23 protein-coding genes and 1 pseudogene are annotated in these 25,907 nt (G+C 71.2%); 13 read left to right on the forward strand and 11 right to left on the reverse strand.

From position 1 onward, the window contains the following. Positions 1 to 253: 253 nt before the first annotated feature. Positions 254 to 898, reverse strand: a complete 645-nt coding sequence (locus tag AQJ11_RS35450; RefSeq protein ID WP_014669555.1) for an HAD family hydrolase — start codon at positions 896 to 898, stop codon at positions 254 to 256. 189 nt (positions 899 to 1,087) lie between these two features. Between AQJ11_RS35450 and AQJ11_RS35455 the strand changes: the two genes are divergently transcribed. Both AQJ11_RS35455 and AQJ11_RS51665 read left to right on the forward strand, forming a co-directional pair. Then, a complete protein-coding gene (locus AQJ11_RS35455) occupies positions 1,088 to 2,197 on the forward strand; it encodes a hypothetical protein (protein WP_059266015.1) in 1,110 nt (369 codons plus the stop codon). A gap of 43 nt (positions 2,198 to 2,240) precedes the next feature. Beyond that, complete coding sequence (locus AQJ11_RS51665; protein ID WP_244218515.1) at positions 2,241 to 2,954, forward strand: phosphotransferase; 714 nt, start codon at positions 2,241 to 2,243, stop codon at positions 2,952 to 2,954. A gap of 92 nt (positions 2,955 to 3,046) precedes the next feature. Here the strand turns inward: AQJ11_RS51665 and AQJ11_RS35465 are convergent, their stop codons facing one another. Beyond that, complete coding sequence (locus AQJ11_RS35465; protein WP_059265983.1) at positions 3,047 to 4,444, reverse strand: MFS transporter; 1,398 nt, start codon at positions 4,442 to 4,444, stop codon at positions 3,047 to 3,049. Positions 4,445 to 4,643: 199 nt separating this feature from the next. Continuing rightward, positions 4,644 to 5,522 (reverse strand): LysR substrate-binding domain-containing protein, encoded by an 879-nt coding sequence (locus AQJ11_RS35470; RefSeq protein ID WP_014669559.1) that lies wholly within the window; start codon positions 5,520 to 5,522, stop codon positions 4,644 to 4,646. 357 nt (positions 5,523 to 5,879) lie between these two features. Here AQJ11_RS35470 and AQJ11_RS35475 point away from each other — a divergent pair, with 357 nt between their 5' ends. Continuing rightward, complete coding sequence (locus AQJ11_RS35475) at positions 5,880 to 7,061, forward strand: L-talarate/galactarate dehydratase (RefSeq protein ID WP_058085027.1); 1,182 nt, start codon at positions 5,880 to 5,882, stop codon at positions 7,059 to 7,061. Positions 7,062 to 7,394: 333 nt separating this feature from the next. Next, positions 7,395 to 8,321, forward strand: coding sequence for a 5-dehydro-4-deoxyglucarate dehydratase (gene kdgD, locus AQJ11_RS35480; RefSeq protein WP_059265984.1), 927 nt, complete (start codon positions 7,395 to 7,397; stop codon positions 8,319 to 8,321). Positions 8,322 to 8,364: 43 nt separating this feature from the next. On the opposite strand, the gene AQJ11_RS35485 is transcribed toward kdgD, so the two are convergent. Continuing rightward, a complete protein-coding gene (locus AQJ11_RS35485) occupies positions 8,365 to 9,378 on the reverse strand; it encodes a hypothetical protein (protein WP_059265985.1) in 1,014 nt (337 codons plus the stop codon). A 102-nt stretch (positions 9,379 to 9,480) separates the two neighbouring features. Further along, the gene (locus tag AQJ11_RS35490) at positions 9,481 to 10,443 is read right to left on the reverse strand and encodes a zinc-binding dehydrogenase (RefSeq protein WP_059265986.1); all 963 of its coding nucleotides are present in this window, start codon (positions 10,441 to 10,443) and stop codon (positions 9,481 to 9,483) included. A 168-nt stretch (positions 10,444 to 10,611) separates the two neighbouring features. Here AQJ11_RS35490 and AQJ11_RS35495 point away from each other — a divergent pair, with 168 nt between their 5' ends. After that, positions 10,612 to 11,238 (forward strand): TetR/AcrR family transcriptional regulator, encoded by a 627-nt coding sequence (locus AQJ11_RS35495; RefSeq protein ID WP_208616696.1) that lies wholly within the window; start codon positions 10,612 to 10,614, stop codon positions 11,236 to 11,238. Between the two features lie 53 nt (positions 11,239 to 11,291). Here the strand turns inward: AQJ11_RS35495 and AQJ11_RS52525 are convergent, their stop codons facing one another. Continuing rightward, on the reverse strand, positions 11,292 to 11,465 hold the full coding sequence (locus AQJ11_RS52525; protein WP_341846311.1) for a hypothetical protein: 174 nt from the start codon (positions 11,463 to 11,465) through the stop codon (positions 11,292 to 11,294). A 408-nt stretch (positions 11,466 to 11,873) separates the two neighbouring features. Between AQJ11_RS52525 and AQJ11_RS35500 the strand changes: the two genes are divergently transcribed. The 4 genes from AQJ11_RS35500 (at position 11,874) to AQJ11_RS35515 (ending at position 16,994) form a co-directional block, all read left to right on the forward strand. Further along, on the forward strand, positions 11,874 to 12,137 hold the full coding sequence (locus AQJ11_RS35500; RefSeq protein WP_059265987.1) for a hypothetical protein: 264 nt from the start codon (positions 11,874 to 11,876) through the stop codon (positions 12,135 to 12,137). Between the two features lie 436 nt (positions 12,138 to 12,573). Beyond that, on the forward strand, positions 12,574 to 15,588 hold the full coding sequence (locus tag AQJ11_RS35505; RefSeq protein ID WP_059265988.1) for a glycosyl hydrolase: 3,015 nt from the start codon (positions 12,574 to 12,576) through the stop codon (positions 15,586 to 15,588). Between the two features lie 175 nt (positions 15,589 to 15,763). Then, on the forward strand, positions 15,764 to 16,258 hold the full coding sequence (locus tag AQJ11_RS35510) for a MarR family winged helix-turn-helix transcriptional regulator (protein ID WP_059265989.1): 495 nt from the start codon (positions 15,764 to 15,766) through the stop codon (positions 16,256 to 16,258). 124 nt (positions 16,259 to 16,382) lie between these two features. Beyond that, positions 16,383 to 16,994: a TetR/AcrR family transcriptional regulator gene (locus AQJ11_RS35515; RefSeq protein WP_237281297.1), complete on the forward strand. Its 612-nt coding sequence runs from the start codon at positions 16,383 to 16,385 to the stop codon at positions 16,992 to 16,994. Positions 16,995 to 17,325: 331 nt separating this feature from the next. Here the strand turns inward: AQJ11_RS35515 and AQJ11_RS35520 are convergent, their stop codons facing one another. After that, positions 17,326 to 18,252 (reverse strand): SDR family NAD(P)-dependent oxidoreductase, encoded by a 927-nt coding sequence (locus AQJ11_RS35520; protein WP_059265990.1) that lies wholly within the window; start codon positions 18,250 to 18,252, stop codon positions 17,326 to 17,328. A 314-nt stretch (positions 18,253 to 18,566) separates the two neighbouring features. After that, positions 18,567 to 18,719 (reverse strand): annotated as a pseudogene (locus AQJ11_RS47085) (TetR/AcrR family transcriptional regulator); the annotation flags it as partial. Between the two features lie 307 nt (positions 18,720 to 19,026). Here AQJ11_RS47085 and AQJ11_RS35525 point away from each other — a divergent pair. Further along, positions 19,027 to 19,890 (forward strand): isocitrate lyase/PEP mutase family protein, encoded by an 864-nt coding sequence (locus AQJ11_RS35525; protein ID WP_059265991.1) that lies wholly within the window; start codon positions 19,027 to 19,029, stop codon positions 19,888 to 19,890. Positions 19,891 to 20,045: 155 nt separating this feature from the next. Beyond that, positions 20,046 to 20,288 (forward strand): hypothetical protein, encoded by a 243-nt coding sequence (locus AQJ11_RS35530; RefSeq protein WP_059265992.1) that lies wholly within the window; start codon positions 20,046 to 20,048, stop codon positions 20,286 to 20,288. Between the two features lie 423 nt (positions 20,289 to 20,711). Here the strand turns inward: AQJ11_RS35530 and AQJ11_RS35535 are convergent, their stop codons facing one another. From AQJ11_RS35535 to AQJ11_RS35545, 3 genes are all read right to left on the reverse strand, one after another. Then, positions 20,712 to 21,512 carry an SDR family NAD(P)-dependent oxidoreductase gene (locus tag AQJ11_RS35535; RefSeq protein WP_059265993.1) on the reverse strand — a complete coding sequence of 267 codons (801 nt, stop codon included), beginning with the start codon at positions 21,510 to 21,512 and terminating at the stop codon, positions 20,712 to 20,714. Positions 21,513 to 21,719: 207 nt separating this feature from the next. Further along, entirely contained in the window at positions 21,720 to 22,520 is an 801-nt protein-coding gene (locus AQJ11_RS35540; protein ID WP_059265994.1) for an SDR family NAD(P)-dependent oxidoreductase, read from the reverse strand. 189 nt (positions 22,521 to 22,709) lie between these two features. Continuing rightward, the gene (locus tag AQJ11_RS35545; RefSeq protein WP_059265995.1) at positions 22,710 to 24,029 is read right to left on the reverse strand and encodes an MFS transporter; all 1,320 of its coding nucleotides are present in this window, start codon (positions 24,027 to 24,029) and stop codon (positions 22,710 to 22,712) included. A 218-nt stretch (positions 24,030 to 24,247) separates the two neighbouring features. On the opposite strand from AQJ11_RS35545, the gene AQJ11_RS35550 reads away from it, so the two are divergent. Both AQJ11_RS35550 and AQJ11_RS35555 read left to right on the forward strand, forming a co-directional pair. Beyond that, positions 24,248 to 24,451 carry a hypothetical protein gene (locus AQJ11_RS35550; protein WP_244218517.1) on the forward strand — a complete coding sequence of 68 codons (204 nt, stop codon included), beginning with the start codon at positions 24,248 to 24,250 and terminating at the stop codon, positions 24,449 to 24,451. A gap of 345 nt (positions 24,452 to 24,796) precedes the next feature. Beyond that, positions 24,797 to 25,906, forward strand: coding sequence for a trypsin-like serine peptidase (locus AQJ11_RS35555; RefSeq protein ID WP_059265997.1), 1,110 nt, complete (start codon positions 24,797 to 24,799; stop codon positions 25,904 to 25,906). Position 25,907 lies beyond the last annotated feature (1 nt).

Consider the following 25,907-nt stretch of genomic DNA (forward strand, 5'->3'; position numbering starts at 1 on the left):
CGTGCGGCCCGCCGTGCGGGGAGCCAGCGGCCGCCGGTCTCACGGTGACGAGGACCGCGTCCAGCAGACAGCGCGGGTCGTGGCCGGCGGCCGACCGGTGCCGAGCCCCCTGCCGCGGCGTTCTGCCCGCAAGGCAGGCAAGACCGGCTGGGACAACTCCCAGCGGGCAGTGGGCAGTGGGCTGTGGGCTGCGGGCAGATCCTCGGCTTGGCTCACCGCCGCCCGTTCCCGTTCCCTTCGGCCGGGTCCGTCCTCACCGGGAGTGGGCGAGCAGGTAGTCGACCGCCTCGGTGACGTCGTCGACGGTGTGGTGGGGGGTGTCCAGTCCGTCGGGCCAGGAGCGACCGCGTACCCATATGGTGCGCAGGCCGGCGTTGTAGCCGCCGGCGATGTCGGTTTCGGGATTGTCGCCGGTCATCCAGTCGCCGGGGGTGAGCTGGGTGCCGCACCGGGCCGCCGCCAGCTCGAAGAGCCTCGGATCGGGCTTGCGTACGTCGATGTCGCCGGAGGCGGCGATACCGTCGATCAGGTCGGCGAGCCCGGTGGCCCGTACTTTGGCGCGTTGGATGTCGCTGGCCCCGTTGGTGGCGACTCCGATGCTCCAGCCGGCGTCCTTGAGGCGGGTGAGCGCAACGAGCACGGCGGGGCGGCACGTGACGGCGGACGCCATGCGATCGATGTAGACGCGCCAGAGGTGGTCGCTGCTCTCGGCGATCGGAAAGGCGGCACGCAGGCGGTCGAAGTCGGCGCGGTCGGCGCGGTCGGCGAGTTCGGTCAGCAGCCAGGACTCGATCTCGGGCCCGTAGCCATGGTCGTGGCTGAGGGTGGTTATGGCGTCGGCGAAGGCACTGGTGCGGTCTACCAGGGTGCCGTCCAAGTCGAAGATCGCGAGTCTCACGGGCGGACCCTACCCGGCCGAGTCCGCCGACGGCCACAGTCGGCCCCATGACATCGCCCGGCTCACCGACCGCGCGCGGCCGACATCCGCGACGCAGCGCGCGTGCGTCTGCTTGGTGATCGTTCCAGAACGGCCGGCGGCCGGATGGCGACCTGTGTCGTCCAGGACGTCGGTGGCAGAATGCGCACGATGGAGTTGATCGTGCGCGCCGCCGGTGAACTGCTGGACACCGAGCTGTTCGGCCCGGTCGACCTGGGTGGCAGTTCGCGCAGCACCGTGGTGCGTTGTGAGACGGCCGGCGGCGGCAGTGTGATCGTCAAGGCGTTCAGCGATGAGCCGGAGTCCCTGCGCTGCTTCACGGCTGAGGCCGCCGGGCTGTCGCTGGGGATCGCCGGTCCCGAGGTCTTGGGCGTAGACCTCGATGTTCCCTTGCTGGTGATGGAGGATCTCGGGAACGCACCGACCCTGGCGGACGTCCTGCTCGGGAACGATCCGATCGTCGCAGAAGACGGTTTGCTGCTCTGGGCCCGCGGGCTCGGGAGGCTGGCCGCCCGATCGGTGGGCCGGCGCGCCGATTTCAGACGGCTGTGGTCCCGGTACGACAAGGGCATGTTGTCCTGGGAGGACGAGCCGTGGATCGCGAGGAACGCCGCTGAACTGCTCGCGCTGCTCGACCGCGTCGCCATCGCGGCTCCTCCGGGCCTCGCCGGGGAGTTGGCCCGGATCGGGACGGCAGGTGGGGCGGAGTATCCAGCCTTCACCCCGGGTGACACCTGCCCTGACAACAACCTGCTCACCTCGGAGGGGCTACGGCTGATCGACTTCGAGGCGGCCTGCTACCAGTCGGTCTTCCTGACGGCCGCGTACTGCCGGATGCCGTTCTCCAGTTGCTGGTGCGTCTTCACCCTGCCGGCCGAGACGGCCGCGGAGATCGAGCAGGCGTATCGCGCGGAGGTCGTCGGTGTGTACCCCGCACTGGCCGAGGACGAGGTGTGGCAGGCCGGCATGCGGCAGGCCACAGCGGTGTGGACGGTGGACGCGACGGTGCGTCTGCTGCCTCGCAGCACCGTGGAGGACGGACCGCTCCACCGGACCCGGCGCCCGGCCCCGACGAGGCGCCAGGTGCTCAGGCATCGCTGGGAGATGGCGAGCGGGCTGGAGGAGTTCCCGGCACTCGCGGAGACGATGCGGACGCTGCTGCGCGAGGTCGCCGGAGACTGGGAGGCGTCACCGCTGCCGGGGTATCCGGCTTTCGGGAACCGGGGGGCGGGTGCGTCGCCTCGGGACCGGTCGATGTGACGGCTACCGGCTGATGGACGCGTGTCGGGACAGGATCCGCGGAGTGTGTGTCGACCTTGCCGGTATCGGACAGGTCGCCTTGAGTGGGGGAGGCCGCTGTTCGTGGCGGAGTCGACGGCGGCCGGTCGGGCCGCACTCGCCGTTCGTACACCGGCTGCTCCAGCATCTGGAGGACGTCGGCTTCGACGTCGCACCGAGGCTGCTCGGAACCGATGACGAGAGACGCGGGATCCTCTGCTTCCAACACGGTGAGAAGCGGACCGACTTCCGGGCACGTGACTGGTCGCCCGCTCAGATCACCGCCGCCGCGCAGTGGCTGCGCAGACCGCATGACGCGACCGCCGGCACGGCGGTCGCGGGTGGCGAAGAGACCGTGTGTCACGTCGACTTCTCCCCGCTCAACGTCGCCTTCGTCGACGGCCTTCCTGTCTCCGCCTTCGACTTCGACCGGGCCGCTCCCGGTCCTCGCGCGCGTGACCTGGCCCATGCCGCCTGGCTGTGGCTGCTCGGTGCCGGCATCGCCTGCTCCCTCGACGGCCAATCGGTCCTCTTGCGTACCTTCCTCGACGCGTACGGATTGGAGGAGGAGGGCCGTCGGGGTTTCGGTGAGCGCGTCGGCGCCCGGGGCGGGGCGGAGCGCGGCATGCGTGACCGTGCCGGACGCGTCACGAGCCCCGGGTCCTGGCTCCGCCTGGAGATCGACTGGCCGAAGGAACACGCCGACGCCATCGACCGGTACGTGGAAAGCCGCACCTGACGGTTGGCCGACGGCGCGGCCCCCGGGCTCAGCGCTCCCGGAGGCCGCGTCCTCGTGTGGCGGGTTCCGTTCGGCGGGCGCCGGCTGTCAGGTCACGCTCGGCTGGGCGTGCCCTGCTCCGGCAGTTCGACGCGCTCGATGTCGCGGACGATGACGAGGTAGCTGACCACGGCCATGGCGGCGCAGGCGCTGACGAAGGCGAGGGCGAGGTCGAAGGAGCCGGTGGCGTCGAGGATGTAGCCGATGACGAGGGGGGTGACGATGCCGGCGACGGCGCCGAAGGTGTTGAAGAGGCCGCCGGCGAGGCCCGCGATCTGCTTGGGGGCGACGTCCGACATGACGGCCCAGCCGAGGGCACCCATGCCCTTGCCGAAGAAGGCGAGGGACATGATCAGGACGACCAGCCAGGACGCGGTGACGTAGTTGCAGATGATGATGGTGGTCGACAGCAGCAGGCCGGTGACGATGGGGATCTTGCGGGCGGCGGTGAGGCTGGTGCCGCCCCGTGCGAGGCGGTCGGAGAGCCAGCCGCCCAGGACACCGCCGACGAAGCCGCACAGCGCGGGCAGTGACGCGACGAAGCCGGCTTCGAGGATGCTCATGTCGCGTTCCTGGACCAGGTAGACGGGGAACCAGGTCAGGAAGAACCAGGTGATGGTGTTGATGAAGTACTGGCCCACGAAGACGCCCAGGGTGGTGCGGTTCTTCAGCAGCGTGGAGATGTGCCGCAGATTCCGCCTGGCGGAGGTGGCGCTCCTGGCGCTCATGTCCTCCTCGGCGGTGGGGGCGTCCAGGTCGACCAGCGCGCCGCCACCGCGGATGTGGTCGAGTTCGCCGTCGCTGATGCGCGGGTGGCTGCGGGGGGCGTAGATGACCTTCGTCCACACGAGGGCCAGGACGACGCCGACGCCGCCGACGACGGTGAAGACGTGCTCCCAGCCCATGGCGGTGACCAGCCAGCCCATGAGGGGGGCGAACGCGACGGTGGCGAAGTACTGGGCGGAGTTGAACAGGGCCGAGGCGAAGCCGCGTTCACGGGTGGGGAACCAGGCGGCGACGATACGTGAGTTCCCGGGGAACGAGGGGGCCTCGGCGAAGCCGACGGCGAAGCGCAGGATGAACAGCAGGACGACCGCGGCTCCGGCGAAGAAGCCGATGGCGCCCTGGAGCATGGTGAGCACCGACCAGAGGAAGATCGCGATGCCGTAGACCTTCTTGGAGCCGAAGCGGTCCAGCAGCCAGCCGCCGGGTATCTGGGCGATGAGGTAGGACCAGGAGAAGGCGGAGAAGAGCACACCGAGCTCGCCCGAGCTGATGTGCAGGTCCTTCTGCATCGAGTCGCCGGCAATGGAGAGGGTGGAGCGGTCCGCGTAGTTGATCGTGGTGACGACGAACAGCATGGCCAGAATCAGGTACCTGATGCGGCCTGCTGTGGCGGTGGCCGTGGGGACGGCGATCGCCGGCTCGTCCTGCCGGTCGAGAGCGGGCATGGTCGGTCTCCTAGACCTAGGTGATGCGGCTGCGCTGCCGCGTGTGGTCCGAGCCACAGAACCGGTGGCTGAGTTGACCGTAGAGACGCTTTCGATTCACGTCCATGTCCAATTTTGTTGCTTGCCATTCATTCCTTGTATGACACCCCTGTGACGGGCACGTGCCGACATACATGTCGGACGACGGCGAGCGCCCCGGTCACAGGAGCTGGAGCAGGGCGTGCAGCGCGGGATTGTCGTTGCTTTTGCGCCACACGTAGTCCAGTTCGACCGGCCGCGGATGACCGGGCAGGTGCAGCGGCCGGTACACGACTCCGGTGGGCCGCATCTCGGCCGCCGCCTCGGGAACCAGGGCGATGCCCCAGCCGATGTTGACCAGGGCCAGGATGCTGTGGACCTGGCTGAGGTACTGGGTGAACACCGGCCGTACCTGCGCGCTGCGGAAGGTGGTGAGCAGCAACTCGTGGAAGTAGCGGGCCTCCGTCGGGGAGTACATCAGGAAGTCCTCGCCGTCGAAGGCCGACAGTTCCATGGGTCCGTCGTCGGCGGCCAGGGCGTGGTCGGCGGGCAGCGCGGCCACCAGCCCTTCCCGGACCGCGGTGCGTGCGGTCAGGTCGGGACCGACTGCGGACGGGCGGATGAGCCCGAGGTCGAGCGAGCCCTCGCTGAGAGCCTCCAACTGGTCGCGGGTGACGAGCTCGTGCAGCAGTATCTCCACCCGCGGCAGCGCGCGACGGGCGCTTTCCAGCAGCTCACCGAGGGCGGAGTAGGCGCTGGCGGCCGTGAACCCGATGGCGATCGAGCCCGCCTCTCCCGTGGAGACCCGCCGCACCGCCAGGGCGGCATGCTCGGCCTGGCGCACGATACGGCGCGCCTCGGCGAGGAAGGAGCGGCCCGCCGGCGTCAGCCGCACGGTCCGATTGGTGCGGTCCAGCAGCCTCACCCCCAGCTCGCCCTCCAGGAGCTGGATCTGCCGGCTCAGCGGGGGCTGGGTCATGCTCAGACGCTCCGCAGCCCGCGTGAAGTGCAGCTCCTCCGCCACGGCCACGAAACACGTCAGCTGCGTCAATGTGAACAACGATGCTCTCCTTGTATCGCCACATCCAAAACTTATGTTGGACGTGAATCGATCGCGACCGTAGCGTCGGACCCATTCGACACGGCGCTCCCGCCCCGCACGCCCGTCCGCGGCAGCGGAGAGCAGCCACAGGAGAGACGCACCATGGCACAGCCCCGCCGTGATCGCCCGATCGATCGCCGCAGACAGCACCTCTGCGGACGCTTCCCGTAGCGGCCCAGGACCTCTCCAGGCCGCACACGGGCGGACCACGTCCCCCACCCGGCCGACCGCCCTCGCCGCACGTTCGCACACCGGGCCGCCGCGCATCTCATCCGGCCCGCACCCGTCCAACCCGCGCCAACCCAGGGACACGAAGTGGTGACCACGACGAACACGACAGCGCACGCCGCGCCCACCGCAGGCGAAGCCACCCTCGACCGCATCGCCTGGCTGCGCCTGTCCTCAGTCACGCTGCCGCTGGCCACGCCGATCAGTGACGCCAAGGTCTTGACGGGCCGTCAGAAGCCGATGACGGAGGTGGCCTTCCTCTTCGTCGAGATCGTCACGGAGCAGGGACACGAGGGCATCGGCTTCAGCTACTCCAAGCGCGCCGGCGGCCCCGGCCAGTTCGCGCACGCCCGCGAGATCGCCGACAACCTGATCGGCGAGGACCCCAGCGACATCGGGAAGATCTGGACCAAGCTCGTGTGGGCGGGCGCCTCCGTGGGCCGCAGCGGCCTCGCCACCCAGGCCGTAGCCGCCTTCGACGTCGCCCTGTGGGACCTCAAGGCCAAGCGCGCCGGCCTGCCCCTGGCCAAGCTGCTCGGCGCCCACCGCGACTCCGTGCGTTGCTACAACACCTCCGGCGGCTTCCTGCACACCCCCACCGAACAGGTCCTGGACAACGCCAGCGCATCCCTGGGCAACGGCATCGGCGGCATCAAGATCAAGGTCGGGCACCCGGACGGCAAGTACGACCTGGCCCGCCTCACCGCGGTACGCGAACACATCGGCGACGACGTGCCGCTCATGGTCGACGCCAACCAGCAGTGGGACCGGCCCACCGCCCAGCGCCTGGGCCGCGCCATGGAAGAGTTCGGCCTCGTCTGGATCGAGGAGCCCCTCGACGCCTACGACGCGGTCGGCCACGCCGCGCTCGCCTCGTCCCTGGACACCCCCGTCGCCACCGGCGAAATGCTGGCCAGCGTCGCCGAACACGTCGAGCTGATCCGCCACAACGCCTGCGACATCATCCAGCCCGACGCCCCCCGCATCGGCGGCATCACCCAGTTCCTCAAGCTCGCCGCCCTCGCCGAGCACCACCAGCTCCAGCTCGCCCCCCACTTCGCCATGGAGATCCACCTCCACCTGGCCGCCGCCTACCCCATCGAACCGTGGGTGGAGCACTTCGACTGGCTGGAGCCGCTGTTCAACGAGCGCCTGGAGATCCGCGACGGACGCATGTACGTCTCCTCCCGGCCCGGCCTCGGCTTCACCCTCAGCGACCAGGCCCGCGCCTGGACGATCGCCTCGCACGAAGTGGGCTCCCGCCCCTGACGGACGGATTCCTCGTCGGCCGCGGAGTTCCGGCCGCGGCGGACACCCAGTCCCGGCGCGGGCGGCACGCGCAACGGACAGCCGCACTGCCCGCGCCGGCACCAACCCTTCCGACCTGTCGTTTCGGAATCGCCTGTTCCGGCCGGCCATTCCACCTCCGGCCGGCACCGCCCGCCCCGACCGGCCATTCCACCTCCGGTCGGCACCAACCGTCCCGGCCGGTCATGTCACCTCTGGCCGGAACCACCCGTGCCGGCCGGTCATTTCACTTCCGGCCGGTACCGCCCGCACCCCACCCCACCCACCCCTGCGTCCTTCAGGAGCGGCACACCCATGACGTCCTACACCCCCGCGGAATTGCGCAGCCGCCTCGGCTCCGGACTGCTGTCCTTCCCCGTGACCCACTTCAGGGACGACCTGTCCTTCGACGAGGACGCCTACCGCGAGAACATCATCCGGCTGGCCAAGTACGACGTCGGCGGCCTCTTCGCGGCCGGGGGCACCGGAGAGTTCTTCTCCCTCACCCCCACCGAGGTCGAGCGCGTCGTCACCGCCGCCGCGGACAGCGCCCCCGACGACACCCCCATCCTCGCCCCGGCCGGCTACGGCACCACCACCGCCACCGAGTTCGCCGCCGCGGCCGAACGGGCCGGCGCCGACGGCATCCTCCTCTTCCCGCCCTACCTCACCGAGGCGGGCCAGGAAGGCCTGGCCCGCCACGTCGAAGCCGTCTGCCGCTCCACGTCCCTCGGTGTCGTCGTCTACAGCCGCGCCAACGCCGTCTACTCGGCCGACACCATCGCCCGCCTCGCCGAGACCTGCCCCAATCTGATCGGCTACAAGGACGGCGTCGGCGACATCGACACCATGACCCGCGTCTACACCCGCCTCGGCGAACGCCTGACCTACATCGGCGGCCTGCCCACCGCCGAGACGTTCGCCCTGCCCTACCTGGAACTCGGCGTCACCACCTACTCCTCGGCGATCTTCAACTTCCTGCCCGACTTCGCCCTCGGCTTCTACACCGCCGTCCGCGAACGCCGCCACGACGCCGTCCTCCGCATGCTGACGGACTTCGTGCTCCCCTACACCGAGATCCGCAACCGGCAGCCCGGCTACGCCGTCAGCATCGTCAAGGCCGGCATGACCGCCACCGGGCACAGCGCGGGCCCCGTCCGCCCGCCCCTGACCGACCTGAGCGCGCCGGAGCTCGACGAGCTCACCCGGCTGATCGCCGGACTGCCCACCGACACCGCCTGACCCCCGCACCCAAGGAGACACCGCCTTCCCTGAGCGACCGTGTTCACCGCAACGACGGATGCAGACTCTCGCGTGCGCTCCACGGTTCCTTGTCCAGGCCCTGTCCGTCCAGCGTCATCGCGGCGAAGAGCCCCAAGGCCCCTGAGAACACACCCAGCAGCAAGCGGGCCCAGTACGGGACGACATCGAGCAGGAACGGTACGGCCAGGAGGGCACCGACCGCCGCGACGCCAAGGTGCCAGCCGTGCACTTTGGGGAAGTAACGGGACGGCCGGGGAAGAGGTGTGACGGTGAGAGCGGTGTCGGTCCGGCACACCGGTGCCGCACCCTCACGCAGGTAGTGCGCGTAGTCCTCCTCGTGCGTCACGCCCCACACCACATGGCCGGAGTCGGAGACGAAGGCGGCGGAGACCTTGCGCTCCTTGTTCGTGCCCGCGATGTCCCGCCACCGGGTCGGCCAGCACAGCCAGCCGCCGTGACCCACGAGCCGGGCGGCGGCATGGGTGAGGTGCTTCTCGCTGACGACGACACTGTGACCGGCGTGCGTGGTCCGGAGCCGGACGGCCCGTTGGCCGCCGGTCCCGTCCTCGGGTACCAACTCGACGAAACAGCTGGATCTGACGCCGATCCTGCCGACACCCTTCCCGGTCGGGTACCGGTACGTCTCCCGCACCGGGGTGCCGAACCGGACCCGGACCGCGTGCACGCTGCCCACGGCGGCGTCCTCCTTGAGCATGCGCTGCGAGCGATCGAGGTAGCTCTGGAGCAGGCAGAGGTTGCACACGGACAGCACGGCACCGAGGAGGAAGGTGAGCACGACGTACAAGGCGCCGAAGAGCGACCCGCGGCCCTCGTTGGCGGCGCAGGCGGCCACGTAGGGGGCCCAGACCGTGAGGTAGGCCGCTGCGACGAGCCCCCAGTCGCGGCGCACCGCGCCCAGGTTGCCGGGGATCGTCTCCCGGGCAGGCGCGGTCACCTGTAGCGGTTGGACGACAGGGGCCGACCTGGAGGCCAGCAACCAGCCGAACGCCGACAGCGCCGCCAAGGCCAGCGGCACGAGTACATACCTCCGGGCCCGAACGGGACGACATCCCCGAGGCGGCCGGTGCCGGGAAACCCTGAGCACCAGGCGGCTGCTGCGTATGCCCGCCTGCTCCGCTCAGGGCGCCAGCACAACCCTGCCGAACACCTTCCCCGCGTCCATCGCACGGTGGGCCAGGGCCGCCTGGTCCAGAGGCAGCACCTCGTGCACGACCGTGCGCAGGCCCCCGCGTGCGGCATCGGCGAACTGGGACGACCGTACGGCCTGCCGGTCGGGGCCGGGCACGGTGTCGGAGCTGAAGGTGGCGAACGACAACGACCTGCGGAAGGCGTCCATCAACCGCATGCCGAAGTCCGCCGGCGGCTGCCCGTCGACCACACCGACAGCCACGTACCGCCCGTTGGGATTCAACTTGTCCAGGAAGAGGGGAAGACGGGGACCCCCCACGACATCGATCACCACGTCGAAGCCCGCCGGGGCCTCCGGGCCGCCCTCGCCGGAGCGGTCGAGGACATGGGTCGCACCCAGGTCGCGCAGGCGGGCGCCACGCTCCGCCGACGAGGTGGTGACCGCCACCGCGCTCGCACCGCCCCTGGCCGCGAGCTGGACCGCCGTGATCCCGATGCTGCCCGCCGCACCGCGTACGAGCACCGTCTCGCCGGACGTGAAACGGGCCCGCTCCAGGGCGAAGTGGGCGACCACCCCGGAACCGCCGAGGGTCACCGCGTCGGCGCCGGACAGGCCGCCGGGCAGCGCGAGGACGTCCTCGACCGCTGCGACGGCCTGCTCGGCATACCCACCGGACAGACCGGTGAACGCCCACACCCGCCGCCCGATCCACGAGGCGTCCACCCCCTCTCCCACCGCGGCGACCCTTCCCGCGACCTCGCTGCCGAGGAGATGGCCCTCCCGGAAGCCGTAGGAGGCGAGCGTTCCCCGGCGGATCACGGCGTCCACGCCGCCCACCCCGATCGCCTCCGTGGCGATCCGCACCTGCCCCGGGGCCGGAACGGGCACGGGCACATCGACGACCTCCAGGCCATCGGGGTCTCCGAACGTCCTGATCACAACGGCTTTCATCTCTGCTCCTCGGGTCGATGGGGGGGGACGGCGCGCGGCTGCCGCGGCCGTGGGCGTCGAGCCGGCCGCCGCGGCCGGGGGGATCACCGGCGACGTGCGGGGAAGGGCGGCGGCACCGCCATCGGACCGTAACGGACGCCCCCGTCCGTTTGGCTAAAGTGAGAAACGATGAGCAGTCATTTGCCTCAGACCGTGCGCTCCGACGCCCGCGACAACCGGGCCCGCATCCTGGACGCCGCCCGCGCGGTGTTCGGCGAGGAGGGCCTGAGCGCGCCCATGCGCGAGGTCGCCCGGCACGCGGGCGTCGGCCCCGCCACGCTGTACCGGCACTTCCCGACCAAGCAGGCACTGATCGCGGAGACCTTCGCCGAGCAGCGGCGGGCCTGCCACGCCGCCGTCCGCGACGCCCTCGCGGACCCCGACCCGTGGCACGGATTCCGGACCCTGATCGAGCGGATCTGCGAACTCCACGCGCACAGCCGGGGGTTCGCCGACGCCTTCATGACGGCCTTCCCCGAGGCCATGGACTTCGCCGCCGACCGGGAGCGGACTGTGCACGCGGTCGGCGAACTGGCCCGCCGCGCCCAGGGGGCCGGCCAGCTGCGCCCCGGCTTCGTCGTCGACGACCTCGTCCTCATGCTCATGGCCCACCGGGGCCTCCAGGACACGCCGCCTGCCGCCCGGATCACGGCCTCCCGCCGCTTCGCCGCTTACGTGATCGAGGCGTTCAGCGCCGCACCGCAGACGGCGGCGCCCACGCCGCTGCCGCCGGCACCACGCCTGGGAGCCGGTTGATCACGCCGGACACGGACGGCTCACGGCCTCGGGGTTCGTCGCACCCGACGCGTTCAGAGGGAGACGCGCGCCACCTCCAGCCACTTCTGAGCGTCCTCGCCGGCCGCCGTCAGGTCGGTCTCGGACCAGGGGCGACGCCGGGTGACACACAGGCGGAAGTCGGCGGCGCCGCCCTGTACCCGTTGCGCGGCGGTCTCGGGACCCCACGCCCAGGTCCGTTCCGTCAGGTGCTGTCAGCTCGACGCGGAAGGGGTCGGCCGGCTCAGGCAGTCCGACGGCGGCGAAGGACAGCGCCCGTCCCAACACCCCCAGCGACGCCACGTGCTGGACCCGATCCGTCGGGCGGTGCGCCACGCCCACGGCGACATCGGGAGTCCGCCCGCACACTTCGTCCCCACCGTTGGTCAGCGGCCGTTGCGCCCGTCCGTCCGGCCTGACCGATGAGACGGGGGAGGTGCCGCCCGCGAGCCTGCGCTGCACGCCCGCATCCGGCCGCACCTTCCCGTGCGCGACCTGCGGAAGGACGGCCGCGGGGTGCGTCTCGCGCACGTGCGGGCCGGGCTGACCCGTCTCCCCGTCCGGCGCCCGCGCCCGGGTTCACCGTTCCATGCCGCCTCCGGCGTCGTTGAACCGGCATGAGCGATCACACGAACCCCGACGGCCACGGCGCGTGGGCCACCCAGTGCACGCCGCCCACCAGCGTGAAGATCAACGTGCTGCTTCAGCATCTCGGCGAGGAACATCCCGGCGACGAGGAGGTCGTCAGCTGGGAGTTCGATGATGCGCTGCGGTCCGCCTGGGTGGACGGGGAGCCGTGGGCGGTGGAGTACACGGCCTGGCGGACCGCGCATGCCGACCTGGTCGGCAGCCTGTTCGAAGAGGACATGCTCGGCCTGTAGCGGGAGGCGAGAAATCCCCCGGGGTGACGGCGTCCCGTTCCCCCGCCCAGCTCCTACAGGCGCCGCGGACGACGCCGACACCGGAGGCCGACCCCCTCCGTACACCGCCGACGCCGAGCGCCCGCCGCAGGGAACGTCGCCCGCCGCAAGGGAGGTCCGCGGAGGACGCGACGGCATGGCCATCGCCGTCCCGGGCGGCCGGGCCGCCGCTCCCGCTCGACGTCCGGCGACACGCGGCGCGACGACGGCTGGGACGGCTGGGACCGCTGGGACGACAACGCCTCCGTCGGCCTCGCCTGACGCGCGCCCGCGATCGACCGGTGCCGACCTCTTGACCCCGCCTCGGCGCGGGGCTTAGCGTTCCGGCGTTTACACCGAATTGAAACGTTTCAATCACCGTTCCATCCCCTTGTTCGACTCACTCTTTGGGGCGCACATGCATGAACTCGTCTCGCAGCGCGGCGGGATGTCGCGGCGCGCGGTCCTGGCCACCTCCCTGGCCGCCGGCGCCGTGGCCGCCCTCGGCGCCGCGACGCCCGCCGCGACCGCACTCCCCGCAGGCGCCGGACCAGCTCCCGCCGCCGACTGGTTCGCCGACCCCCCGCGCTCGGTGCGCCCCAAGTTCCGCTGGTGGTGGCCGGACGGCCTCGTCGACCCCGACGAGATCGCCCGCGAGATCGACCAGATCGCGGACGCCGGTTTCGGCGGCGTCGAGATCGCGGCCGTCCACCACAGCGTCAAGGACAAGTCGGTACTGGACACCGCCCGCCACGGCTGGGGCAGCAGACCGTGGCTCGACGGCGTCGAGGCCGCCCTGCGCCGCGCCGCGAGACGCGGCCTCACCGTCGACCTCACCCTCGGCCCGAGCTGGCCCGTGGCCGTACCCGGCATCACCCCCGACGACGTGGCCGCCGCCCAGGAACTCGCCTACGGCCGCGCCTCGGTCCCCGGCGGCACCACCTACCAGGGCCCGGTCCCGGAACCCGTGCGCCCGGCCGCCCCCGGCGTGACCCGCAGGCAGCTCCTCACCGTCCAGGCCGCCCGCGTCGACCCCGCGAACTCCACGCGCAAGGAGACCGGCCTCGACCTGGCCAGCGTCCGCGACCTGACCGCCACCGTCACCGGCGGCGCCCTCACCTGGACCGCGCCCGCGGACGGCGACTGGGTCCTGATCTCCTACTGGCAGCGAGGCTCCGGACAGCAGCCCGAGTCCGGCCCGCACTCCTCGCCCGCCGCCTACGCCGTCGACCACTTCAGCCCCGCGGGCACCGCCGCCGTCACCGACTACTGGGACTCCCTGCTGACGCCGTCGCTGAAGGTCCTGCTGAAGGCCGCCGGCGGCGCGTTCTTCGAGGACTCGGTGGAACTGGAGACCGAGGGCCTCACCTGGACCGCGCAGTTGCCCGACGCGTTCGAGAAGCGCACGGGACGCTCCCTGCTGCCGTACCTGCCCGCCGTCGTCCTCGACAAGAGCAACCAGGTCTTCGCCTTCGAGGCCCAGGTCACCCGGCAGATCCGGCACGACTTCTGGGAGACCGTCTCCGACCTGTTCAACCGTCACCACCTGCACGCCCTCAAGACCTGGGCGCACTCGCTGGACATGGCCCTGCGCTCGCAGCCCTACGGACTGCAGACCGACGCCATCGCCTCCGCGGCGATCCTGGACATCCCCGAGGGCGAGTCCCTCGGCTTCAAGAACCTCGACGACTACCGCTGCCTGGCCGGCGGTCGCGACATGGCCGGGCGCACGGTGCTGTCCTGCGAGGCGGGCGCGTACAACGGCACGGCGTACAGCACCACGTGGGACCGCTTCCTGCGGACGATGGGCGGCGCGTACGCGGCGGGGGTCAACCAGACCGTCGTGCACGGATTCTCCTACGCCACCGCCCCGCAGGCGAGCTGGCCCGGGTTCGCCGCCTTCAGCCCGTACAACGGCGCCCCCGGCTACGGTGAGTCGTGGGGACCCCGCCAGCCCACCTGGGGCCACGTCGACGACATCTCCGGCTACCTGGGCCGCGTGCACCGTGTGCTGCAAGCGGGCACCGCCCGCGCCGACGTCGCCGTCTTCCGGCAGACCGGCTACACGGCCACCGGCATCGGCGCGTCCTGGTTCACCGCAACCGGCGTCCCCCTCGGCTGGACCCACCAGTTCCTCAGCGGCCCGCTGCTGGACCTGCCGAGCGCCACCGTCTCCGGCGGCCGGCTGGCGCCCGACGGGCCCGCCTACAAGGCGCTGTTCGTCGAGGGCGACTTCTTCTACGGCTCCGCCCCGACGCTCGCCGTCACCGACGCCCGCAAGCTGCTGGAGCTGGCCGAGGCGGGCCTGCCCATCGTCCTGTTCGGCGCCTTCGACCAGGCACAGACCCCCGGTGTGCCCGACGACGGGGAGACCGACCGACTGCGCGCGCTGACGGCCCGGCTGCTCGCCCTGCCGGGCGTCGTCCACGTCACCGACAAGGCCGCCGTCGGCGACGCGCTCGCCAGGCTCGGCGTCACCCCCGACGTCCGCTACGCCACCTCCTCCACGCTCCTCAACGCCCACCGGGCCACCGACGACGCGGACTTCTACTACCTGTGCAACGGCAAGCACGCCGAGACCGTCAAGCCCGCGGTGGCCGCGATCGACCACGACGTCACCCTGCGCGGCACCCGGCGCCGCGGGGCCACGGTGCCGTATCTCCTCGACGCCTGGACGGGCCGGGCGGTGCGCCTCGCCCGCTACACCCAGGACGGCGACGACGTCACCCTGCGCGTCACGCTCCAGCCGGGGGAGACGGTGATCATCGCGCTGGGGCGCCCCGGACTGTTCGGCGACCGTCACGGCAACCGCCCGTACGCCCTCGCCTCGGACGCCGACGACGTGCTGTTCACCGGCCGCGGACTGACCGTGCGGGCGGGCGCGGCGGGCACCCGCGCCCGCACCACCCGCCTGTCCGACGGCCGCACGGTCACCACGACCCTGCCGTCCGTACCCGACCCGATCACCCCGGCGGCGTGGGAGGTGGAGGTCGAGGACTGGTACCCCGGTTCCGCCGCGACCCGCACCGAGCGGGTCCAGCGCACCCTGACCCTGGACGCGCTCGCGCCCTGGTCGAGGATCCCCGAACTGGCCGACTCCGCGGGCGTCGGACGCTACCGCACCCGCGTCACCCTGCCGGACGACTGGACCGCGTCCCATGGGGCCGTCCTCGAACTCGGGCAGGTCTCCGACACCGTCCGCGTCACCGTCAACGGCACCTCCGCGCCCGCGGTCGACCGCCTGCACCCCGTCGTCGACGTCGGCCCGTACCTGCGCCGCGGCGACAACAGCATCGAGATCGAAGTGGCGACCCCGCTCATCAACCGGCTCCGGGTCGCCCAGCCGTCCGTGTTCGGCACGGCAGCCCGCCAGGACCACGGCCTGGTCGGCCCCGTCCGGCTCGCCCCGTACGCGCAGGCGGTGGTGTCCTGACATCAAGGGGCGCACCCGCTCCGGCCGGTGCGCCCCGGGCTCTTCCCCTCCTCGGTGTCCTCGGGACACGCCCAGGACGCCATCTCCCGCTCCCTACGGCGACGAGACCTCGCCACCCCCTCAGGGTCCAGCGGTGCCGACCCGCCAATGTGCAGTTTACCTGTACGATTTATGAGTGGCGCTGAATGACAACCCCTCGGCAGACCTGGCCCTTGCGCTGGTCCGTTCCATGGACCGCCTGCGCGGACGCATCCGCTCGGAGACCGGCATGGGCGCCGGTCCCTACAGCCGCAGCCAATTGTCCGCTCTGCACCGCGTGGTGTACGGGCCACCCGCCACGACGAGCGATCTCGCAGCCGCCGAGTACATGCGTCCGCAGTCCATGGCACAGACCCTGGCCGTGCTGGAGAAGCACGGCTTGGTCACGCGCAGCCCCGACCCCGACGACGGCCGCCGCATCCTGGTCACGGCCACTCCGCGCGGGCGGGAAGAGGCCGAACGCTGGCTCCAAGCGCGGGAAGCCTGGCTCACCGCCGCGATCGACGGCACGTTGACCAGCAGCGAACGCGAGGGGCTGACCGAGCTCGTGTCGCTTCTGGAGCGCCTGGCCGACTCGCAGCCCCCGGTCGCGGCGCGCCGAGGCACCCGGCCCGCTCCGGAGCACCCCTGAGCGCATCGCCTGTTCCGGGTGAGCGGGGGGCCTCCTGTCGCGGCCTCAGATGCGCGCGAGCCGTCGGCACCCGGTTCGTCTACGGCCGTAGACTCGAATTCCGCGTTTGGCTACACTGCGGGCCATGGAAAGTGAGTCTCCTCAGTCGCCGTCCGGTCCTCCCGCGGCCAAGAGGCCGCGCAACGCCGCGGCGACGCGGGAGGCGATCCTGCGGTCCGCGGTGGAGGCCTTCACCCGCGTCGGCTACGACGGTGCCGGCGTGCGGGACATCGCCAAGGACGCGGGCGTGACGGCGATGCTGGTCAACCGCTACTTCGGCTCCAAGGAACAGCTCTTCGCCGAGACGGTGGACGCCTCGTTCGCCCCGCGTACCGTCGTCACGGACGATCCCGCGACCCTGAGCCGCGACATCGCCAGGTCGCTCGTGGAACGCACCGCCCCGGGAGCCGACCATCTCAGTCCCTTCCTGCTGATGCTGCGTTCCGCGCCCAACCCGCGCACGGCCGAGATCGCCCGTGCCGGCATCGAGCGCCATGTGGAACGGGAACTGGCCGGCATGCTCACCGGCGACCACGCGCGAGAGCGCACCGCGCTGGCCCTGTCGGTGATCGCGGGGGTATGGCTGATGCGGAAGGTCATCGGCAACACGGCACTGGTCGAGGCCGACGCCGACGACCTCGCCCGCCGCCTGGAGGCGGTCCTGCGCGTCGTCCTGGACGACCCCGAGACGGAGTGACGGCGTGAGCGGTCCGGCCGCGCACCGCACCGCCGGGCACCGCTCACCCGTCGTACGTGTGGAAGCCCCGCCCACTCTTGCGGCCCAGCCGCCGCGCCGCGACCGCCCGTGGTGTCCAGGCCGATGAGGTCGAGCAGTGCTCGGCACGCAGGCCGGTACGGACGGCGGCCACGTGTGCCAACCACGTGTGTCAGCTACGTGTGTCAACTCCGTGTGTGAGGGGGCTCGACGGCCGCCGTCACGATCGGCGCGCCGGCCGTCGGGCGGGCCGCCGCGGGACGTGCCGGGCCACTCGGACAGGGTTCGCGCGTGGCCCGGCGACGAGTCCGCCTCACAGGATGTGGGGGGCCTTGCTGCCGTTGGCGAGTACGGTCCGTGGCAGCAGGTCGACGAGTTCGTCGTGCGACCACGGGCCGTTCTGCTCCTCGCGGAAGATCGTCCGCGTCTCGACGGGGTGGCTGTAGATGCCGATCTTGCCGCCGCCGGCCCGGAAGACACAGCCCGTCACATCGGCCGCGGCAGCCGAGGCCAGGTAGACGACGATCGGCGCGACCAGGCCGGCGTCGGCCCGCGCCTCCTTGGCCTTGGCCCGGCGCGCGCTCATGGCCCCGGAGGCCACGAGCGCGGCGTCGCGCTGCTGGGCGTCCTCGGTCATCCTGGTCAGGGCGAACGGGGCGATGGCGTTGACCGTGATGCCGTCGCTGTGGAGTTCCCAGGCCAGTTCGTAGGTCAGGCTCACGACACCGCCCTTGGAGGCGGCGTACTCGGGATTGCCGATCGGCGCCGCCCACTGGTTGGAGCAGGTGTTGACGATGCGTCCGCCGTCGTACTGCCGCAGTACCGGAATCGCGCTGCGGCACATCGCGAAGGTGCCCTTGAGGTTGACGTCGATGGTCAGGTCGAAGTCCTCCTCCGTCACCTCCTCGATCTTGTGCTGCCGGACGATCCCCGCGTTGTTGACCAGGATGTCGAGCCGGCCGAACCGCTCGACCGCGGTGGCGACCACCCGGCCCGCGCCCTCCCAGTCCGCCACGGACTCGTAGCTGGCCACCGCTTCGCCGCCCTGGGAGCGGATGAACTCGACCACCTCGTCGGCCGGGCCCTCGGCGGCCCCGTGACCGTCCGCCCGTACACCGACGTCGTTGACGACGACCTTCGCCCCGGCAGCCGCCAGCGCGATCGCCTCGCCCCGGCCGATGCCGCGTCCGGCACCGGTCACGATGGCCACACGGCCGTCCAACGGTCCTCGTTCCGCCATGATTTCCTCCTTGTACGAAATGCTGGTTCGCGCGCTCTTCGAAGGCGTCAGCGCGCAGCGCCTGGGCTCGGTACGGCGCTGTGCGGGCCGATGAGCACGAGTTGGTCCCGCGGGTCGGGCAACGGCCGCACAGTGTGCCGGTGCGACGGGCGGGGCAGGACTTCGCCGGGTGACGGGGTCGAAGACCCAGTGGGCGGGCGAAGCGGGCAAGATCCCGGATTCCGGGGTTCAGGGATTCCGGGGTTCCGGGTTTCGACTGCCGTAGAAAGTGATGTGCCGACAGCGGGGCTGTTCAGTACCGGGGTCGGGAGTGGTCACCGGGTCCGGTCACGGGTGTGAGGGAGCGAACCCGGCAGGTTCTCCTTGGATCCAAAACTGCGGTTCACCATCATCGCGCTCACGCCGGCTCCTTCGGCGATCTCTCGCACGCGGGCACCGTCATAGCCGGAACGGGTGAAGGCCTCGACTGCGGGTCTGAGGACCGCCTCTCGGGTCGCCGCCGCGTTGCGCGGCCGACCAGCCCTCGCCGAGGGGGGCCTCGATGAGTCAAGTCACTTTTCACACGGCCAGTGTAGTCAGGATGACGAGACAAGTCTACAGTTGAAGACATAGCGGTTCGGGAGCATTCGACCCTCCGGTTTCCGACTTCCGGTTTCCGTTTTCCGGCTGACACGGCCTGAGTGTGTCGTCAGCCACGGAACACCCCGCCGCAAGCCCCGTGCGCGTCCGGCCGTCGGTGTGCCGGGCTTCATATGAGAAGGATGTGAGTGAGACATGGACAACCTGGCACGCGCGGCGTTCCGGCGGCGTGTGGAGAACGAGGGTCCCCTGATGATCCCGCACTGTCCGGACGCGCTGACCGCCCGCCTGTGCGAGGAACTGGGCTTCGACGGTGGATACCTCGGAGGCGGCGGCCTCGGGTTGTCGCTCGCCGTCTCCGAAGCGCTGCTGACGACGACGGAGCTCGCCCAGACGGCGGCTGCCATCCGCCGGCGTTCGGCGCTGCCCCTGGTGGTGGACGGCGGAGTCGGTTTCGGCGACGCCGTGCATGTGACCCGTATGGTGTGGGATCTGGAGTCCGCCGGCGTCCATGCCATCGAGCTGGAGGACCAGGTGGCACCCAAGCGGGCCAGCCATCACCGCCATGTGGAACACCTGGTGCCGGTCGAGGTGATGCTGGGGAAGATCCGGGCCGCGGTGGCGGCACGGCGTGACCCGGACCTGCTGCTCATCGCCCGCACCGGTGCGGTCCAGAACGAGAACTTCGACGCGGCCGTCGAGCGCTGCGAGGCGTACTTCGCCGCCGGCGCCGACGCCGTCATGCTGCTGCCGGAGAACGCCGAGCAGCGAGCCGCCGCACCGCGGCGCCTGTCCGGCCCTGTGGCCCTGCTGACGTCGTTCGACCTGCACACGCCGGGGGAGTGGTCCGAGCTCGGGTACTCCCTGGTCATCGACCCGGTCACGGGACAGACCGCTGCCTTCGGCGCGCTGCGGGACGCCTACCGGGAACAGCGGTCCGGGCGGCCGAGCGCGCGTCCCGCGGCCGAGTCCTTCGCGGTCTTCGAGCAGATGCAGGACCTCGCCGGATTCGAGGACCTCTACGCGATCGAGCGGGTGACGACCGAGCCGGGCACCTGAGGTGCCCTCCGGGTGGCCGGCCGGGGGTGTCCGGTCGGCGGCGGCACGGGTGCGCCGGGCTGCGGCGGCCCCGTACCGCCGCCGTCGGCGCCCGGCCAGCCACCTGAAGCCGGGGGCCGCGTCCGGCGCGGAGGAGCCGGCCGGTACGGGCCGCCGTGAGCGCGGCCAGACCGGCCCGTAAGCACGAGCTCGGTGCGGTTCAGGCGGGCGATGATGCAGCTGGCCTCGGCTGGCGGCAGCGCTGTCCCGACAAGCCCTTTACGCTCTGGTCGATCCGCAAACTCGTCGATCACCTGCGCCGCAAGGGCATCGACCACACCTGGGCCACCCCGATCCGCGCCGCCGGTCCGGACGGCACCGATGGGGTGGCTGGCCTGTCACGACTGCTGCCTGAGTAATTACACCTGCTCCTGGAACACCCTTATCTCGGTCGGCGTGAGCGTTCCGACCGTCGTCCAAGCTCACAGCTCGTTCAGCTCTCGGGCCCACTCTTCGAGATCACCACCAGCACCGTGGAAGAACCACGAGTCGAAGCGTCCCAGGGCTTCCAGGGCAGGTCCGGATCCGTATCGGACCCCGCAGTGGACCTGCATGAAATGAGCAAGGGCGGTCGTGCAGGGGTGGCGGGCGGTCCGGAAACCATGCGATGAGGGCGGCCGGCCGTTCGCGGGACCACAGACACGTGTGCATGCCGGACGCCAACCGGATTCCGCCAGGGTCGGGTCCTCCGTGGCGGAGGGGGGTACACGGAGCACCGGTGCGGGTGCCGTGGCGTTGTCGTCCCGGTGCCCGCACCGGTGCTCCGTGCGTGGGTGTGGATTTCAGAAGGCGGAGCGGATGAGGCCGCCGTCCACACGGATGGTGGCTCCGCTGATGTACTGGGCGTAGTCGCTGCACAGGTAGGCCACCGCGCCGGCGATCTCGTCGGGGTCGCCGAAGCGTTCCTGGTCGTTGGGGATCAGGGCGTTGACCGCGTTGGGCTGGATCTCTTCCCAGGTGTTGCCCCAGCCGCGGGCGGGGCCGATCTCGGTGACGAGATCCTTGGTCGCCTCGACGAGGATGGCTCCGGGGGAGACGACGTTGGAGGTGACGCCGGTGCCCTTGAGGTCGCGGGCGAGGCTGACGGCGAGGTTGTGACGGGCCGCGAGGGTGGCGTTGTACTGGGGGTGGGTGTTCATCGGCTGGGAGGCGAGGCCGCCGCCGATGGTGATGACCCGGCCCCAGCCGCGTTCGCGCATGGCCGGTACGAGGTGCTGGATCATGCGGACGCCGGAGACGACGTTGACGTTGTAGGTGTCGCGCCACTCGTCGGGCGCGGCCTCGGCCCAGGACAGGTGGCGGTAGAAGCCGGCGTTGTTGACGAGGATGTCGATGGGGCCGTCGGCGGTGGCGGCGCGGGCGACCTGTGCGGCGGCCTCGTCGTCCGCCAGGTCGCCGAGGACCGTGGTCGCGGTTCCGCCGGCGTTGCGGATGTCCTGGGCGACCTTCTCGGTGCGGTCCTTGTCGCGGCCGTGGACCACGACCGCCGCGCCCTCGGCCGCCAGCAGCTTCGCGGTGGCCTCGCCGAGTCCGGCGCTCGAACCGGTGACGAGCGCGCGGCGTCCGTTCAGATTCAGGTCCATGTTCTGTTCCTTCTCTCGGACCTCCCCGCGTCGGTATGACCGGGGAAGCATCTGGAGATAAGTATACGCCGGTAGACTTGTTAAGTCTACGCACGCAGACTTCTGTGCGCCCGTCGGCGCGGCTGCCTTGCGAGCCGTGGCCGCGTCGGTGAGAACGCGCCGCCCGGCAGGGTGGGCCGGCCGGGCGGCGGCGTTGCGTCGGTCGCGTCAGTTCACGTAGCGGATGGTTCCGCCGTCCACGCGCAGCGTGGCGCCACTGATGTAGTCGGCGTGGGGGCTCGCCAGGAAGACCACCGCGGCGGCGATCTCCTCGGGCCGTCCGAAGCGGTTGGCGTCGTTGGGTACCCAGCTCTCCGCGGCCGCGCGCTCGATCTCCTCCCAGGTGTCGCCCCAGCCGTGGGCGGGGGCGATCTGCCACAGCAGGTTCCGGACCGATTCGGTGAGGATCGCGCCGGGCGCCACGGTGTTGGAGGTGATGCCGCTCCCCTTCAGTTCACGCGCCAGGGACACGGTGAGGTTGTGGCGGGCGGCGAGCGAGGCGTTGTAGTGGGGCTGTGCCGCCATGGGCTGGGCGGCCAGACCGCCGCCGATCTGGACGACCCGGCCCCAGCCGGTCTCACGCATGCGCGGAACGAGGCTCTGGATCATCCGCACGCCCGAGAGCACATTGGTCCGGTACGTCTCCGCCCAGATCTCAGGGGTGGCGTCCATCCAGCCGACCTGGTCGTACGCCCCCGCGTTGTTGACCAGGATGTCGATCGTGCCCCCGGACAGCGCCTTCTCGGCGACGGCCTCGGCGCCCTCGGACGTGCTCAGGTCTCCGACCGCCACGTCGGCCCGGCCGCCCTCGGCGTGGATGCGGTCGGCAGTGGCCTTGGCGCGCGCCTCGTCGCGGCCGTGCACGACGACGGTGACACCCTCGCGGGCGAGCGCCTCGGCAATCGCCTGGCCGAGTCCGGAGCTGGACCCGGTCACCAGGGCCCGCTTGCCGGTCAGTCGCATATCCATAGGTGTGCCCTTCCCGTTTCAGGTGTGTACTTCGAAGTGTGCGCCCGGCGAGGCAGGGCCGCTGCCTGCGGGGCATGTGCGGAGAGTGTGTGCGGTTCTCGGGTGAGCCTGCACCCCGGGTGTTTCCTTCGGCGACCACGGCCGGAGCGGCGAACACGTGTGCCGGGCAGGGTGGTGGGAACGGAGCCCTCAGGACGCCTTGAGGTGGCGGGCTCCCGACGGGGTGATGGCGAGGAGGACCGCGCCGAGGCCGAGGAGCGCGAAGGTGATCGTGTGCAGGCCGCTGTCGGTGGCCCGGTCGCCGAAGGAGAGGCTGATCAGGCTGGACGAGAGCACGGCGCCCAGATAGGTGAACGTGCGCATGAGTCCGGCGGCGACGCCCACGGCCTCGGCGAGTGCCTGCTGGTACAGGGCGGCCTGGTTTCCGATCACGCCCAGCCCCGAGATGACGCCGAACACCATGGTGATCAGGACCAGGACCCAGATCGGGGTGGTCGAGGTGAACAGCAGCAGGCCGGCCGGTCCGATCACCGACGCGGCGGCCGTGCAGTACAGCGCGGAACGTGCCAGGTCGTGCCGGGCGAAGGGGAAGGAGATGAGCGCGGCGAACACGGACATCGGGAGGATCAGCAGGCCCACACCGATGGCCGAGAGGCCCCGCGTCTCCTGGAGCCACTGGGTGAGGCCGTAGAGGATGCAGTAGTTGAGCAGGAAGGTGAGGCAGACCCGCAGGTAGGTGGCGCTCAGCTGCTTGTTCCTCGACAGCATGCGCACGTCGACGAACGGGTCGTCCGCCCGGCGCTCCCACAGCACCAGGGCGACGAGCAGGACCACCACGAGGGCGCAGAGCCACCAGCGTGGGTGGTGCAGGTCGTTGAGGAAGAGCAACAGGGAGGCGATCGTGCCCGAGAAGAGCACCATTCCGGGGGTGTCCAGCCGGGGCGGTGGTGTGCTGTCGCCGGTCCGCTCGGCACGGGGGAGGTCGCGCGGCACCCAGGTGAGCGTCATCAGTATGCCGATCACGACCAGGGGCACGTTGACGAAGAAGGTGATCCGCCATCCGGCCGCTGCTGCGAGCAGGCCGCCCAGCGGCAGACCGAGGGCCGAGGTGACCTGCGCCGCGATGGCCAGCGCGCCGAGTGTGCCGCCCGTTCGCGCCGGCTCGTGCTCGGCGGCCCAGCGGCGCACGATGATCATCGCGGTCGGGTAGCCGGCCGAGGTGCCCACGCCGAGGATGACGCGGGCGGCCACCAGGGTCGGCAGATTCGTCGCGACGGTGCCCAGCGCGCCGCCGATCCCGACCAGGGCCAGGCCCGCCAGGAAGACGCGGCGCGGGCCGATGAGTCCGGCCAGTCGTCCCATGGTGGGCTGGCCTATCGCGCTGGCCAGGTAGAGGGCGGAGACCAGCCAGATGGTGGAGGCCGCCCCGGCGTGGAACGTGTGTCCGATGGCGATCAGTGTCGTGGCGATGATGGAACTGTTGATCGGGTTCAGGGACGACCCGAGCATGAGGGGGAGGGTGAACCGCCAACCCGGGCTCGCGGCCTCACTGCCCTCGCTCGACCGCCCTCCCGCCCCGGCGGCCGAGTGACCGCCCGATGGTGATGTGCGTGTCTTCATAGCGCCGATAGTACAGGTAAACTGAACAGGTATCCTTAACATATGCTCTTGATGTGGCATCCACCCACCAGAACCGGTGCCGGATGTGGGGACAACACTGGCGAACGGTGAACAAAGTCGCTCTACGGTCAGGGTTCGCGGCGGCGGCCACCCTGCTCGCCGAACCGTGGTCCCTCGTCACCGGCGGCGACCTGCGATTTCCCGAGGTCGAGGGCGAGCGCGGGCCCCAGGACGAGGAGGTCGACGGCTACCTCGACCAGTTCCGCGCTTTCGCGGCGATCGACCCGGTCCTGGGCACGGCCCGGAACTGATGGAGCGTACGCAGCGGCCCCGCGCACAGTAGGGACCTGTGCTGCGAGGAAGCCCGCGTTGTCGAGCAGGCTCGGCTCGTGTCGTCGTACAGCGCCGGGCCGCGGTGTGGAGCTGTCGGTGGTCACCGAGTCGGTGGTCACCAGGAAGAGTCCCGCGCTCCTGCCCGCGAAGCCGACCGACGTGCGGCCCGGCACCCCTTCGCCCGCGAAGCCACAGGGCGAGCAACGGTCGCGCGGCCGGGAGCCGCGTGCGGCACGAGCCGCCGACCCGCCGAGCCGCCGTGCAGACACCGCCCGCACATTCCCATGACCGCTTCCTGACATCGCGTGACTAGCGTCCCGCGCATGCGCACACCTTCTTACCGCCCGCGCGGTCACCAGGACAGCGGTCGCAGGCCCCTCCGGCACGCGATCGGCGCCACCGTCGCGGTGTCGGCGGCCGTCGTCGCCCTGGTCACGCCGGCCGCGGCTGCCGACACCTCACCGCACAGCCCCTCGTCCACCAGCGGCGGCGCGGCGCCGGCGGACACCACCACCACCCACGCCGGCGCCACGACCGCACAAGAGCGCGACCGGATCAGCGCCTACTGGACCCCCGAGCGGATGAAGCTGGCAGGCGCTCTGGTCCCCGAGATCACCCCCGTACCGGAGGACGACGACACGCCGGACGATCCCCGGCCGCTTCCCCCGAACACGCCGGACTCCGGGTCGGTGTGGACACACGGCGGGGCGGTGGTGAAGAACGTCGGCCGCCTGTTCTTCACCTTCTCCGACGGCTACGACGGCAGTTGCACCGCGACGGTCGTCGCCGGCGCCAACCGCAGTACGGTCGTCACGGCGGCACACTGCCTGAGAGGCGTCGGCTCGCCTTCCGCAGACGACACCTGGAACCACAACTTCTACTTCGTGCCCGGCTATCGCAACGGAACGAAACCGCTCGGCGGCTTCACCATCAGGACCATGGCCACCTCGTCCCGCTGGGACGCCGATCCGGACACCACGGGATCGTCGGACGTGGCTGCCGCCGGCTACGACACGGGACTTCTCGTGGCGAACCCCGCCGCCGGGGGGCGCCCGATCGAGGACGTCACCGGAAGCCAGCGCATCGGATTCGGCCGGCCCGTCGAGGACGAGTTCGTCCACGCCTTCGGGTACCCGGACTACGGACTCAACGATCCCGGGGACAAGTACGTCGGATCCCGCATGATCCACTGCGCGGGCACGAGCCACCCCGGTCCCGAGGTCCCCCTGCTGTGGGGTGAAGGCTGCGACATGTCAGCCGGGTCGAGCGGTGGCCCGCACCTGGCCCACTTCGACACCCGCACCGGCACCGGCACCGTCGTGGGCGTCACCACCACCGACGAGGAACTCGCGGGCGGGCAGACCCCCACGCTCTACGCCACACGGTTCGGCGACAGCGCCCACCGCCTCTACGACTGGGCGCAGTCGCGCTAGC

This window comes from Streptomyces corchorusii (genome assembly GCF_001514055.1).
Lineage (GTDB): Bacteria > Actinomycetota > Actinomycetes > Streptomycetales > Streptomycetaceae > Streptomyces > Streptomyces olivaceoviridis.